This is a genomic window from Streptomyces sp. CBMA291, from assembly GCF_014596525.1.
GTDB lineage: Bacteria > Actinomycetota > Actinomycetes > Streptomycetales > Streptomycetaceae > Streptomyces.
Window position 1 is genome coordinate 133,925 of the sequence record NZ_MSJP01000110.1, and the last position, 13,309, is coordinate 147,233.

Genomic DNA, 13,309 nt, shown 5'->3' on the forward strand with positions numbered 1-13,309 from the left:
GGGCCGACCCTGATACCCGGGCGCTGCCCGTGCCGGGCTCCGTACCGCCCCTCACTCCTCGCTCTTCGGCGGTCCGTCCTCCGGCGTACGGCCCGGCCCCGCCCGCCCGGGACCCGGCCGCCCCGGGCCCGTCCCGCGGCCCGGGGTCTGTTCGGTCAACGCCTCCCCGACCAGCGTCCGCACCGCGTCCCGCAGCCCGTGCAGGGCGTGGTGCCGTGCCGGGCCCGCTCCCGGGTCCTCCCGCAGTTCCTTGACGAGGGCGAAGCACAGCACCAGCATCACCACCACGAACGGCAGCGCCACCAGGATCGTCGCCGTCTGGAGCGAGTTCAGACCGCCCGCCACCAGGAGCACCGCCGCCACCGCCGCCATCAGGACGCCCCAGGTCACCACCAGCCAGGTCGGCGGGTTCAGCGAGCCCCGGCTCGTCAGCGACCCCATCACCAGGGAGGCCGAGTCCGCGCTGGTGATGAAGTACGTCATGACCAGGATGATCGCGATGACCGAGGTGACCGTGCCGATCGGCAGCGCCTTCAGCATCGCGAACAGCGAGGCTTCCGCCCCGTCCTTCACCGCCGACGCCAGATCGGCCGCGCCCGTGGACTCCAGCCGGATCGCCGTTCCGCCCATCACGCAGAACCACACCATCGTCGCGCCCGACGGCACGAGCAGCACGCCCACCAGGAACTCCCGGATCGTCCGGCCGCGCGAGATCCGGGCGATGAAGGTGCCGACGAAGGGCGCCCAGGACAGCCACCACGCCCAGTAGAAGATCGTCCACGCGCCCAGCCAGCCCTGGTCGGAGAAGGCCCCGGTACGGCTCGCCATCGGCAGCAGCTGGTCGAGATAGCCGCCCACCGAGGCGGGGATGGTGTCCAGGATGTAGACGGTCGGCCCGAGCAGGAAGACGAACAGCATCAGACAGGCGGCCAGGGCGACGTTCATGGTGGAGAGCCACTTGACGCCCTTGTGCAGCCCGGAGAACGCCGACAGGACGAAAGCCGCCGAGAGCGCCACGATCACGACCAGCTGGGTGGCCGTGGAGTTGGCCACGTTCATCGTCAGGTTCAGCCCCTCGGCGACCTGGAGGGCACCGAGCCCCAGACTCGTCGCCGTCCCGAACACCGTCGCGAAGACCGCGAGCAGGTCGATGGCCTTGCCCGGCCAGGACAGCGCCCGGCGCTCGCCCATCAGCGGAACGAACGCGGAACTCAGCCGGTTGCCCCGGCCCTTGCGGAAGCCCGCGTACGCGAGCGCCAGACCGGCCACGCCGTAGATCGCCCACGGGGTCAGCGTCCAGTGGAAGAACGAGTACTCCAACGCCGTCCGGGCCGCGTCGCCGGTGCCCGCCGTGACCCCGCTGGCCGGGGGAGGGCTCAGGAAGTGGGTGAGCGGCTCCCCGACGCCGTAGAACATCAGACCGATGCCCATGCCCGCGCTGAACATCATCGCGATCCAGGCCAACGTGGTGAACTCGGGCTCCGAGTCGTCCGCGCCCAGTCTGATCCGGCCGAAGCGGCTCAGCGCGATCACCACGCACAACACCAGGAAGGTGTCGGCGGCCACCACGAACAGCCAGGCGAAGTTGGCGAGGACCCAGCGCAGGGCCGCGGACGAGGCGCTGTCGAAGGAATCACCGCCCAGGGCCGCCCAGGCGACGGCCGCGACGACGGCCCCCACCCCGATGGCGATGACCTTGCCGTCGGGCGCGTATCGCTCCCTTGGCTCCTGTTCGATCGGTTCCGTACTCATGCGACCCCACTATGGTCTGAAATATCGTTACATCTGGGGGTGGCACGCCGTCCGACGCTGCGGATAGGGTCGGCCACGGCGCGACTGCACGTTCGAAAGCAAGGGATTCAAGGTGACGGACGGAGCAGTATCTCGGGATGCCCACGTGCTCGTGGCGGCCGACAAGTTCAAGGGTTCGCTCACGGCCGTGCAGGTCGCGGAGCGGGTCACGGCGGGACTCCGACGGGTCGTCCCCGGGCTCTCCGTGGAAGCCCTGCCCGTCGCCGACGGCGGCGACGGCACCGTCGCGGCGGCCGTGGCGGCCGGGTTCGAGCGCCGGGAACTCCAGGTGACGGGACCCGTCGGAGAGCCGGTCACCGCGGCCTTCGCGCTGCGCGGCACCACCGCCGTCGTCGAGATGGCGGAGGCCTCGGGCCTCCAGCGCCTCCCGGACGGCGTCCTCGCCCCGCTCACCGCCACCACCCACGGCTCCGGTGAACTGCTCGCGGCGGCGCTCGACGCGGGCGCCACCACCCTCGTCTTCGGCGTCGGCGGCAGCGCCACCACCGACGGCGGCGCGGGCATGCTCACCGCCCTCGGCGCCCGCCTCCTCGACGCGGACGGCGCGCCCGTCGGCCCCGGCGGCGCGGCCCTCGCCCGGCTGGCCTCCGCCGACCTCTCCGGACTCGACCCCCGGCTCACGACGGTCGATCTGATCCTCGCCGGCGACGTCGACAACCCGCTGACCGGGCCCAAGGGCGCCGCCGCCGTCTACGGGCCGCAGAAGGGCGCCACCCCGGACGACGTCCGCACCCTGGACGCGGCCCTCGCCCACTACGCCACCGTCCTGGAGACGGCCATCGGCCCCCGGGCCGCCGAGGCGGCCCTGGCCCCCGGCGCGGGCGGCGCGGGCGGCATCGGCTACGGCGCCCTCATCCTCGGCGCGAGCTTCCGCCCCGGCATCGAGCTGATGCTGGACGTCCTCGGCTTCGCCCCCGCCCTGGAGCGCGCGACCCTGGTCGTCACCGGGGAGGGCTCCCTCGACGAGCAGACCCTGCACGGCAAGGCCCCGGCGGGCGTCGCGGCGGCGGCGCGCGCGGCGGGCAAGGAGGTCGTCGCGGTCTGCGGCCGTCTGGCCCTCCCGCCGGAGGCCCTGGGCGCGGCGGGCATCCGCCGGGCCTACCCCCTCGCGGCCCTGGAACCGGACCCGGCCGCCTCCATGGCGAACGCGGGCCCGCTCCTGGAGGAGACGGCGGCGGCCATCGCACGCGACTTCCTGGTGGCGGGGTAGGGGCGCGGGCGGGACACCGGGGGCGGGCGGGCCCTCAGAGGGAGGCTCCCCAGAGGGCAGGCACCTCGCCCGGCCCGGCTGCCCGGCCCACCCGCCTGGCCCGGCTGCCCGGCCCACCCGCCCGGCCCGGCCGCCCGGGTGGGGGCACCTCGCCCCTGGGTGGGGCCCTGCCCTTTCCGTACGCCCACCGCTCCCGTACGCGTACACCTGCCCCACCCGTCACACGCCACGCGCCTTTGCGGGCGCCCCGGGCGCCCGCCGCCCGCGCACACGCCTCCCGGGCGCTCCCCCCCCGTACGTCCGCCACCGGCCGCACACGCGTCACGGTCGTCACACCCGCGAAACATCCCGGTGCCAAGCTCGTCGGATGAACGTACCGACCGACTCTCCCTCCGCCCCGGCCACCGGCCCGGCCATCGCCCCGGCCCCGGCCCCGGTCACCGGCACGGACGCGGCCACAGACCCCGGCACCGGCACCGGTATCGCCATCACCACCGCCACCGGCCCCACCCCCGTCCTGCGTCTCACCCCCGACGAGATCCGTCGGCACTCCGGTGGCGGGCTCGCCGCTCTCCTCGTCGACGCGGTGGACGACGGGGCCTCCGTGGGCTTCCTCGCGCCCCTGGACACCGCCACGGCCGCGTCCTGGTGGCGCGGGGCCGCCGACGAGGCCGCGGAGGGGAGCAGGGAGGTCTGGGTGGCGCCGGGCCCGGACGGGAGCCTCGCCGGTGTCGTCACCCTGGTGCGCGGCGGGACGGCCAACGGGCGGCACCGGGGCGAGGTCTCCCGGCTGCTCGTCCACCGGTCCGCGCGCGGCCGTGGCCTGGCCAGGACCCTGCTCGCCGCCGCCGAGGCGCACGCCACCGCCACCGGGCTCACCCTCCTGGTCCTGGACACGCGGACGGACAGCCCGGCCGAGCGCCTCTACCAGGGCACGGGCTGGACCGCCGCAGGGACGATCCCGGACTTCGCCGCCGACCCGACGGGCGTCCTGCGCGCCACCACGCTGTACTACAAGCGCCTCGGCTGACCTCGGGCACCGGGCAAGCGGGCAGCGGGAAACCGGGAGCGGGAAACCGGGCAGCGGGAACCAGGCATACGAAAAGGCCCCGGAGGCGATGTCCGCCTCCGGGGCCTTCTCGTATGTCCCTACATCCGTACGTCCGCTACGGGAGCTGTGCCGCCCGCGCCTCCCGGCTCTCGCGCCGGTTGCCGCGGAAGGTGTTCACCCGCCGGGCGGTCGCGAAGAGCGGGATCACCGCGCCCATCACGACCTGGAGCGCACAGCCGGTCTGGAGCAGGAACGCGCCCGCCGGAGCGTCGAACGCCCAGGCGGCCAGCATGCCCATCGCGCCGACGATCCAGCTGAGCATCGCCACCGCGAGGATTCCCCGCGGCTTGGGGTACTCGACCCGGCTCACCATCAGCCACGCCACACCGATGATCGCGAGGAGCGTCGGGATGAACGGCAGCTCCAGGAGGACGATCGACACCACGGTCAGCGCGCCGAAGGGGCTCGGCATGCCCTGGAACATGCCGTCCTTCATCGTCACGCAGGAGAACCTCGCGAGCCGCAGCACCACCGCGAGGAGCACCACGATCGCGGCGAGGGCCGAGACCTTCTGCTGCGCGTCGTCCGCGACCATTCCGTACACGAGGACGAAATAGGCCGGGGCCAGTCCGAAGCTGATCAGGTCCGACAGGTTGTCCAGCTCGGCGCCCATCGGCGACGAACGCAGCTTACGGGCCACGATGCCGTCGAAGAGGTCGAAGATCGCCGCGCACAGCATCAGGATGACGGCGGTGGCGGCGCTGTTGCGCGCCATGCCGGTCTCGGCGCTGCCCGTCAGATGCGGGATGAGGATTCCGGTGGTGGTGAAGTACACCGCCATGAATCCACACGTGGCGTTACCGAGCGTGAGGGCGTCCGCTATGGACAACCTCAGCGACAACGGCATCTCCTCGGCCTCGTCGGCCGCTTCCTCATCGGTGCCGGCGACCCAGTCGGCGGCCCGTGTGTCGGGATCAATCACGGTCAATGCGAGTCACCCCCGCTGTGGTGGCCTGGCCGACCTCGACGGCGACCTCGACACCCTCCGGGAGGTAGATGTCGACGCGCGAGCCGAAGCGGATCAGACCGATGCGATCACCCTGTTCGACCTTCGTCCCCTGCGGGATGTACGGCACGATGCGGCGGGCGACGGCGCCCGCGATCTGCACCATCTCGATGTCGCCGAGTTCGGTGTCGAAGTGCCAGACAACGCGCTCGTTGTTCTCGCTCTCCTTGTTGAACGCCGGCACGAACCCGCCGGGAACGTGTTCCACGGACGTCACCGTGCCGGCCAGCGGCGCGCGGTTGACGTGGACGTTCAGCGGGCTCATGAAGATGGCGACCCGGGTGCGCCCGTCCTTCCACGGCATGATGCTCTGCACCACGCCGTCGGCGGGGGAGATGACCCGGCCCTGAGCGATCTCGCGCTCGGGGTCGCGGAAGAACCACAGCATGCCGGCCGCGAGCGCGGTGGCCGGCACGGCGATGGCCGCGGCGCGCTTCGACTTGCGGGCGCGCACGAGGCTGAGCGCCGCGGTGGCGACGGTCGGCAGAAGCCACGGCGATGCTCCGCGCGCGAGGCGTACGCCGTTGAGGCTGTCGCGGTGTGCAGAGGTTTGGCTGTGGGGCATGGATGACCTTCGTAGCGGATGATGCCGCGCTGGCAACGGGGGACGGCGGCTTTCCCGCGATGCTATCGGTTGCGGGGCGCAACTGGGTAAGGCAGGAACCGAGTCGACGGCCGGAAGACGAACACAGGGTGTGATCTTCTTCGCGGCCGTAACGACCTAAAACCGACATTCAGCCCTGGATTCGGTACTCCTCAAGGAGTCGGCGGCCAATGATCATTTTCTGGATCTCGGCGGTACCTTCACCGATGAGCAGCATCGGTGCCTCGCGGTAGAGGCGCTCGATCTCGTACTCCTTCGAGAACCCGTAGCCCCCATGGATACGGAAGGCATCCTCGACGACCTCCTTGCAGTACTCGGCGGCGAGGTACTTCGCCATGCCCGCTTCGAGGTCGTTTCGTTCCCCGGAGTCCTTTTTGCGTGCTGCATTCACCATCATGGCATGCGCCGCCTCGACCTTGGTAGCCATCTCGGCGAGCTTGAACTGAATGGCCTGGTGCTGGGCGATCGCCTTGCCGAAAGTGTGACGTTGCTGGGCATAGGAGACACCGAGTTCGAAAGCACGTTGTGCGACCCCGCAGCCACGGGCCGCCACATTCACGCGGCCCACCTCCACGCCGTCCATCATTTGGTAAAACCCTCGGCCGGTGACCCCGCCGAGGACCCGATTGGCCGGAATGCGAAGTCCGTCCATGACCAGCTCGGTCGTGTCGACGCCCTTGTAACCCATCTTGTCGATCTTTCCCGGGATGGTGAGACCGGGGCGGACCTCCCCGAAGCCGGGTTCCTTCTCGACGAGGAAGGTCGTCATCGACTTGTGCGGGGCGGTGCCCTCCGGGTGGCCTTCGTCACTTCGTACGAGCACGGCCACGAGCGAGGAGGTGCCGCCGTTGGTCAGCCACATCTTCTGGCCGTCGAGGACGTACTCCTCGCCGTCCCGCACCGCCTTCGAGGTGATGGCCGACACGTCCGAGCCGAGCCCCGGCTCCGACATCGAGAACGCGCCACGCGTCTCGCCCGCCGCCATCCGGGGCAGGAAGTACTCCTTCTGCTCCGGCGTGCCGTGCTGCTTCAGCATGTACGCCACGATGAAGTGCGTGTTGATGATGCCGGAGACCGACATCCACCCCCGCGCGATCTCCTCCACGCAGAGCGCGTAGGTGAGCAGCGACTCGCCCAGACCCCCGTACTCCTCGGGAATCATCAGACCGAAGACGCCCAGCTCCTTGAGCCCGTCGACGATCTGCTGCGGGTACTCGTCACGGTGTTCGAGGTCCGTCGCGACCGGCAGGATCTCCTTGTCGACGAAGTCCCGGACGGTGGCGAGGATCTCCTGCTGGACATCGGTCAGACCGTGGGTCTGGGCGAGACGCGCCATGGCTTACTTCTCCGGCTTCTTGGAGGGCTCGACGAGTTCGGGACGGCCGGGCTGCTCCCCGCCGCGTTCCTTGATGTACGTCTCGGTGGGGACCATCACCTTGCGGCGGAAGACGCACACCAGGGTGCCGTCCTGCTTGTAGCCCTTGGTCTCGACGTGGACGATGCCGCGGTCGTTCCTCGACTTCGACGGGGTCTTGCCGAGGACCGTGGTCTCGCCGTAGACGGTGTCGCCGTGGAAGGTCGGCGCCACGTGCCGCAGCGACTCGATCTCCAGGTTGGCGATGGCCTTGCCGGAGACGTCCGGCACGGACATGCCGAGCAGCAGCGAGTAGACGTAGTTGCCGACGACGACGTTCCTGCCGAAGTCCGTCGTGTTCTCGGCGTAGTTCGCGTCCAGGTGCAGCGGGTGGTGGTTCATCGTCAGCAGGCAGAAAAGGTGGTCGTCGTACTCCGTGACCGTCTTTCCCGGCCAGTGCTTGTAGACGGCACCGACTTCGAACTCCTCATAGGTACGGCCGAACTGCATCGGGATCAGGCCTCCGGGATCTGGAAGGTGCCGGTGCGCCGCAGACCGGCGGCGCGACCCTTGCCGGAGACGACCAGGGCCATCTTGCGGGAGGCCTCGTCGATCATCTCGTCTCCGAGCATCGCGGAGCCCTTCTTCCCGCCGGCCTCGGAGGTGTGGTAGTCGTACGCGTCCAGGATCAGCTCGGCGCGGTCGTAGTCCTCCTGTGAGGGCGAGAAGATCTCGTTCGCGGCGGCGACCTGGTCCGGGTGGAGCACCCACTTGCCGTCGAAGCCCAGGGCCGCGGCGCGCCCCGCGACCGCCCGGTATCCCTCCTGGTTGCGGATCTGGAGGTAGGGGCCGTCGATCGCCTGGAGGTTGTTGGCGCGGGCGGCCATCAGGATGCTCATCAGGATGTGGTGGTACGCGTCCGCCGGGTAGCCGGGCGGCTGCTCGCCCACGACCAGCGACTTCATGTTGATGGAGGCCATGAAGTCGGCCGGGCCGAAGATGATGGTCTCGACGCGCGGGGAGGCCTGCGCGATCGCGTTGACGTGGGTGAGGCCCTGCGCGTTCTCGATCTGCGCCTCGATGCCGATCCGGCCGACCTCGAAGCCCATCGTCTTCTCGATCTGGGTCAGCAGGAGGTCGAGCGCCACGATCTGCTGGGCGTCCTGCACCTTCGGCAGCATGATGCAGTCGAGGTTCTGGCCGGCGCCCTCGACGACCGTGACGACGTCCCGGTACGTCCAGTGGGTCGTCCAGTCGTTCACCCGGACCACCCGGGTCTTGCCGGTCCAGTCGCCCTCGTTGAGGAACTTCACGATGGTGTGCCGGGCCTCCGGCTTGGCCAGCGGGGCGCAGGCGTCCTCCAGGTCGAGGAAGACCTGGTCGGCCGCGAGGCCCTGGGCCTTCTCCAGGAACCGGGGGTTGGAGCCGGGGACCGCCAGGCAGGACCGGCGGGGGCGAAGCCGGTTCACGGGGGAAGCGGCGCTGGTCATACGAGGACCTCCGTACTTTCAAGGGGGCTGAGCTTGTTCGCTTTCCGGATCTCGTCGACGATACGACCGATGATCTCCGTGATGCCGAAGTCCTTCGGGGTGAAGACGGCGGCCACACCCGCCCGCCGCAGCTCCGCGGCGTCGGCGCCGGGGATGATCCCGCCGACGATGACCGGCACGTCCGCCGCGCCCGCCGCGCGGAGGCGGCCGAGGACGTCGGGGACCAGCGCGGTGTGCGAGCCGGAGAGGATCGACAGGCCCACGCAGTGCACGTCCTCGGCGAGGGCGGCGGCCACGATCTCCTCGGGGGTCAGCCGGATGCCCTGGTAGACCACCTCGAAACCGGCGTCCCGGGCGCGGACCGCGATCTGTTCGGCGCCGTTGGAGTGCCCGTCGAGACCCGGCTTGCCCACGAGCAGCCGCAGCCGTCCGCAGCCCAGCTCCTCTGCGGTCCCGGCCACCTTCCGGCGGACCTCGGCCAGCGGGGTGCCCGGCTCCGCGGTCACCGCGACCGGGGCGGAGGAGACGCCGGTGGGCGCCCGGTACTCGCCGAACACCTCGCGCAGGGCCCCGGCCCACTCGCCGGTCGTGACACCGGCGCGGGCGCACTCCAGGGTGGCCTCCATGAGGTTGTCCGTGCCCCGGGCGGCCTCCTTGAGCATGTCCAGGGCCTGCTGGGTGGTGGGGTAGACGAACGGGTCGCCGTTGCCCTGCCGGTCGGTGGACTCCTGCCGTTCGGCGCGCCAGCGGCCGACGGCGGCGACGACCTGGGCCTCGACCGCCGGGTCGACGGTCATGATGGCGGTGTCCAGGTCGGCGGTGAGGGGGTTCTCCTCCGTCGACTCGAAGATGTTGACGCCGATGATCTTCTCTTCGCCCGTCTCGATCCGGGCGCGCCGCTCGGCGTGCGAGGAGACGAGCCGGGACTTGAGGTAGCCGGACTCGACGGCGGCCATCGCGCCGCCCATCTCCTGGATGCGGTCGATCTCGGCCAGGCACTCCTCGACGAGGGCGTCGACCTTGGCCTCGACGACGTGCGAACCGGCGAAGATGTCCTCGTATTCGAGCAGGTCGGACTCGTGGGCCAGGACCTGCTGGATGCGCAGCGACCACTGCTGGTCCCAGGGCCGGGGCAGGCCCAGCGCCTCGTTCCAGGCGGGCAGCTGCACGGCCCGCGCGCGGGCGTCCTTGGAGAGGGTGACGGCCAGCATCTCCAGGACGATCCGCTGGACGTTGTTCTCCGGCTGCGCCTCGGTCAGGCCGAGCGAGTTGACCTGGACGCCGTAGCGGAAGCGGCGCTGCCGGGCGTCCTCGATGCCGTACCGCTCCCGGGTGATCTCGTCCCAGATGCGGCCGAAGGCGCGCATCTTGCACATCTCCTCGATGAAGCGGACGCCCGCGTTCACGAAGAAGGAGATACGGGCGACGACCTCGCCGAAGCGTTCCTCGGGGACCTGGCCGGAGTCGCGGACCGCGTCGAGCACGGCGATCGCGGTGGACATCGCGTACGAGATCTCCTGGACGGGGGTGGCCCCGGCCTCCTGGAGGTGGTAGCTACAGATGTTGATCGGGTTCCACTTCGGCATGTGGTTCACCGTGTAGGCGATCATGTCGGTGGTGAGGCGGAGCGAGGGGCCGGGCGGGAAGACGTGCGTCCCGCGCGACAGGTACTCCTTCACGATGTCGTTCTGGGTGGTGCCCTGGAGCAGGGTGGTGTCCGCGCCCTGCTCCTCGGCGACCACCTGGTAGAGCGCCAGGAGCCACATCGCCGTGGCGTTGATGGTCATCGAGGTGTTCATCCGCTCCAGGGGGATGTCCTGGAACAGGCGTCGCATGTCGCCGAGGTGCGAGACGGGGACGCCGACCCGGCCGACCTCGCCGCGGGCGAGGACGTGGTCGGGGTCGTAGCCGGTCTGGGTCGGCAGGTCGAAGGCGACCGAGAGTCCGGTCTGGCCCTTGGCGAGATTGCGCCGGTACAGCTCGTTGGACGCCTCGGCGGTCGAGTGGCCGGCGTAGGTCCGCATGAGCCACGGCCGGTCCTTCTGGCGCTCAGTCATCTGTGCTCCCGGGCTCAGATGGTGCGGAAACGGTTGATGGCGTCGAGGTGCCGGGCGCGCGTCTCGGGGTCGCGGACGCCGAGGCCCTCCTCGGGGGCGAGCGCGAGGACGCCGACCTTGCCCTGGTGCAGGTTGCGGTGCACGTCGTAGGCGGCCTGGCCGGTCTCCGCGAGGGGGTAGACCTTCGACAGGGTGGGGTGGATCCTGCCCTTGGCGACCAGGCGGTTGGCCTCCCACGCCTCGCGGTAGTTGGCGAAGTGCGAGCCGACGATCTTCTTGAGCGACATCCACAGGTACCGGTTGTCGTACTCGTGGTGGTAGCCGGAGGTGGAGGCGCAGGTGACGATGGTGCCGCCCTTGCGGGTGACGTACACGGAGGCGCCGAAGGTCTCCCTGCCCGGGTGCTCGAAGACGATGTCGACGTCCTCGCCGCCGGTCAGTTCGCGGATGTCCTTGCCGAAGCGCTTCCACTCGCGCGGGTCCTGCTCGTGCTCGTTCTTCCAGAAGGCGTAGCCCTCGGCGTTGCGGTCGATGACCGCCTCGGCGCCCATCGCGCGGCAGAGGTCGGCCTTCTCGGGGGAGGAGACGACGCAGATCGGGTTGGCCCCGCCGGCGAGGGCGAACTGGGTGGCGTACGAGCCGAGTCCGCCGCTCGCGCCCCAGATGAGGACGTTGTCGCCCTGCTTCATCCCGGCGCCGTTGCGGGAGACCAGCTGACGGTAGGCGGTGGAGTTGACGAGGCCGGGGGCGGCCGCCTCCTCCCAGCTCAGATGGTCCGGCTTGGGCATCAGCTGGTTCGACTTGACCAGCGCGATCTCGGCGAGCCCGCCGAAGTTGGTCTCGAAGCCCCAGATGCGCTGCTCGGGGTCGAGCATCGTGTCGTTGTGCCCGTCGGAGGACTCCAGCTCGACGGAGAGGCAGTGCGCGACGACCTCGTCGCCGGGCTGCCAGGCGTTGACGCCGGGACCGGTACGCAGGACGACGCCCGCGAGGTCGGAGCCGATGACGTGGTAGGGCAGGTCGTGGCGCTTGGCGAGGTCGGAGAGCCTGCCGTACCGCTCAAGGAAGCCGAAGGTGGACATCGGCTCGAAGATCGAGGTCCACACCGAGTTGTAGTTGACCGAGCTGGCCATGACGGCGACGAGCGCCTCGCCGGGACCGAGTTCCGGCAGCGGGACCTGGTCCAGGTGGAGGGAGTCGCGCGGGTCCTTGTCGCGGGTGGCGAGCCCGTCGAACATCTCCGTCTCGTCCTTGTGGACCGTGACGGCGCGGTACGAGTCGGGGAGCGGGATGTTCGCGAAGTCGGCGGACGTCGAGTCCGGCGACTGGATCGCGGCCAGGATTTCCTTCACGGGTTGCCTCCGGCGGTGAGCGTCCGGGGGAGGACGCCTGAGGGGTACGGCGGGGGAGTCTGCTGCTGTGGAGGTGTGCCGTCGGTTCGGCTCGGCGGTGCGGATGGCGCGGCGCCTGGTGGGCGCGGGGTGCCTGTGACGCAGGCGTCCGGGCGCGCGGGCGTTCTCGCTCGCGGGGACAGCCGTCGCACGAGGTGGTCTCTGTGCTCCGGCCGCCCGGACGACTTCAACGTATGGCACGCCGTGTCACCTGACAAGGCACTGCGTGCCAAGAATTCCTCTCAGATGAAAAATAGTGCCGACAGATGAGCGATGATCGATCGAATGGCTCCCCGAACCCCCTCCGACCTGCACAAATGTAAAAAGGGCCGCACCCGGATCCGGGTGCGGCCCACAGTGTGGAGAGGGGTCAGGCGGTGCCGAGCGCCTGCTGAATGGTGCGCATGACCTCGTCGAGCGGCGCGTCCGTACGCGCCACGGCGACCACCACGTCACCGCTCGCGGAGGCCCGGACCGAAGGCGGGGCCTCGCCCGGGGAGGCCGGGGAGAGGAACGGGGCCGGGACGGCGGACCCGCCGGCCGAGGGTGTGGCAGGGGCCGTACGCCCCGCGCCTATGCCCGTGCCGAAGGCGACCCGGACGATCGCGAAGGCATGGTCGAGCTGGGCCTCCACGTCGCCTTCGCCGCCCGCCCGCAGCCACCGCCGCAGCACATGGTTGTGGGCCGTGACCACCGCCGACGCGGCCACCTCCGCGAGCAGCGGATCGTCATTGCCGTCGTGGTGGTCCCGCTCGTCGAAATGCCCGAGGAGATAGCGGGTGAACAGCCGCTCGTAGCGGGCCACCGAGGCGATCTCCCGCTCCCGCAGCGTCGGCACCTCGCGGGTGAGCCGGTAGCGCGCCACCGAGACCGAGGGCGAACCCGCGTACATCTTCATGACTTCCTTGATGCCCCGGCACACCGTGTCGAGCGGGTGCTCGTGCGGCGGCGCCGCGTTCAGCACCGCCTCCGCCCGCACCAGCGTGTCGTCGTGATCGGGGAAGATCGCCTCTTCCTTGGAGCGGAAGTGGCGGAAGAAGGTCCGCCGGGCGACCCCGGCCGTGGCCGCGATCTCGTCGACCGTCGTGGCCTCGTACCCCTTGGTGGCGAACAGCTCCATCGCGGCGGCGGCCAGCTCCCGGCGCATCTTGAGCCGCTGCGCGGCGGCACGGGTCCCCGCGGCGCTCTCCGGAGCGTCGGACGAAGAGGTGGCACGGGGTGTCTTCACGGCCTTGGGCATGGTCCGAACGTACTGCATCACAGGGGGAGTGTGC

Annotated in this window: 11 protein-coding genes; 2 read left to right on the forward strand and 9 right to left on the reverse strand. The window is 70.5% G+C overall.

The features are described from left to right. Window positions 1-51 precede the first annotated feature (51 nt). Window positions 52-1,752, reverse strand: a complete 1,701-nt coding sequence (locus BU197_RS27305) for a BCCT family transporter (RefSeq protein ID WP_223182654.1) — start codon at window positions 1,750-1,752, stop codon at window positions 52-54. A gap of 112 nt (window positions 1,753-1,864) precedes the next feature. On the opposite strand from BU197_RS27305, the gene BU197_RS27310 reads away from it, so the two are divergent. Then, window positions 1,865-3,022: a glycerate kinase gene (locus tag BU197_RS27310; RefSeq protein WP_188270972.1), complete on the forward strand. Its 1,158-nt coding sequence runs from the start codon at window positions 1,865-1,867 to the stop codon at window positions 3,020-3,022. A 367-nt stretch (window positions 3,023-3,389) separates the two neighbouring features. Next, window positions 3,390-4,052 (forward strand): GNAT family N-acetyltransferase, encoded by a 663-nt coding sequence (locus tag BU197_RS27315; RefSeq protein ID WP_317452060.1) that lies wholly within the window; start codon window positions 3,390-3,392, stop codon window positions 4,050-4,052. A gap of 136 nt (window positions 4,053-4,188) precedes the next feature. Here the strand turns inward: BU197_RS27315 and pssA are convergent, their stop codons facing one another. The 8 genes from pssA to BU197_RS27355 all read right to left on the reverse strand — a co-directional run bounded on the left by pssA (window position 4,189) and on the right by BU197_RS27355 (window position 13,275). After that, a complete protein-coding gene (gene pssA, locus BU197_RS27320) occupies window positions 4,189-5,055 on the reverse strand; it encodes a CDP-diacylglycerol--serine O-phosphatidyltransferase (RefSeq protein ID WP_188271017.1) in 867 nt (288 codons plus the stop codon). Next, the gene (locus BU197_RS27325; RefSeq protein WP_188270973.1) at window positions 5,048-5,704 is read right to left on the reverse strand and encodes a phosphatidylserine decarboxylase; all 657 of its coding nucleotides are present in this window, start codon (window positions 5,702-5,704) and stop codon (window positions 5,048-5,050) included. The genes pssA and BU197_RS27325 overlap by 8 nt, the downstream gene beginning before the upstream one ends. Before the next feature lie 169 nt (window positions 5,705-5,873). Continuing rightward, complete coding sequence (locus tag BU197_RS27330) at window positions 5,874-7,079, reverse strand: acyl-CoA dehydrogenase family protein (protein ID WP_188270974.1); 1,206 nt, start codon at window positions 7,077-7,079, stop codon at window positions 5,874-5,876. Window positions 7,080-7,082: 3 nt separating this feature from the next. After that, window positions 7,083-7,607 carry a MaoC family dehydratase gene (locus tag BU197_RS27335; protein WP_188270975.1) on the reverse strand — a complete coding sequence of 175 codons (525 nt, stop codon included), beginning with the start codon at window positions 7,605-7,607 and terminating at the stop codon, window positions 7,083-7,085. 5 nt (window positions 7,608-7,612) lie between these two features. After that, the gene (locus tag BU197_RS27340) at window positions 7,613-8,587 is read right to left on the reverse strand and encodes an HpcH/HpaI aldolase/citrate lyase family protein (RefSeq protein ID WP_188270976.1); all 975 of its coding nucleotides are present in this window, start codon (window positions 8,585-8,587) and stop codon (window positions 7,613-7,615) included. Next, window positions 8,584-10,644, reverse strand: coding sequence for a protein meaA (locus BU197_RS27345; protein WP_188270977.1), 2,061 nt, complete (start codon window positions 10,642-10,644; stop codon window positions 8,584-8,586). Before BU197_RS27345 ends, BU197_RS27340 begins: the two co-directional genes overlap by 4 nt. Before the next feature lie 14 nt (window positions 10,645-10,658). Further along, on the reverse strand, window positions 10,659-11,996 hold the full coding sequence (gene ccrA / locus BU197_RS27350) for a crotonyl-CoA carboxylase/reductase (RefSeq protein ID WP_188270978.1): 1,338 nt from the start codon (window positions 11,994-11,996) through the stop codon (window positions 10,659-10,661). A 409-nt stretch (window positions 11,997-12,405) separates the two neighbouring features. Continuing rightward, entirely contained in the window at window positions 12,406-13,275 is an 870-nt protein-coding gene (locus tag BU197_RS27355) for a TetR family transcriptional regulator (RefSeq protein WP_188270979.1), read from the reverse strand. Between the last annotated feature and the right edge of the window lie 34 nt (window positions 13,276-13,309).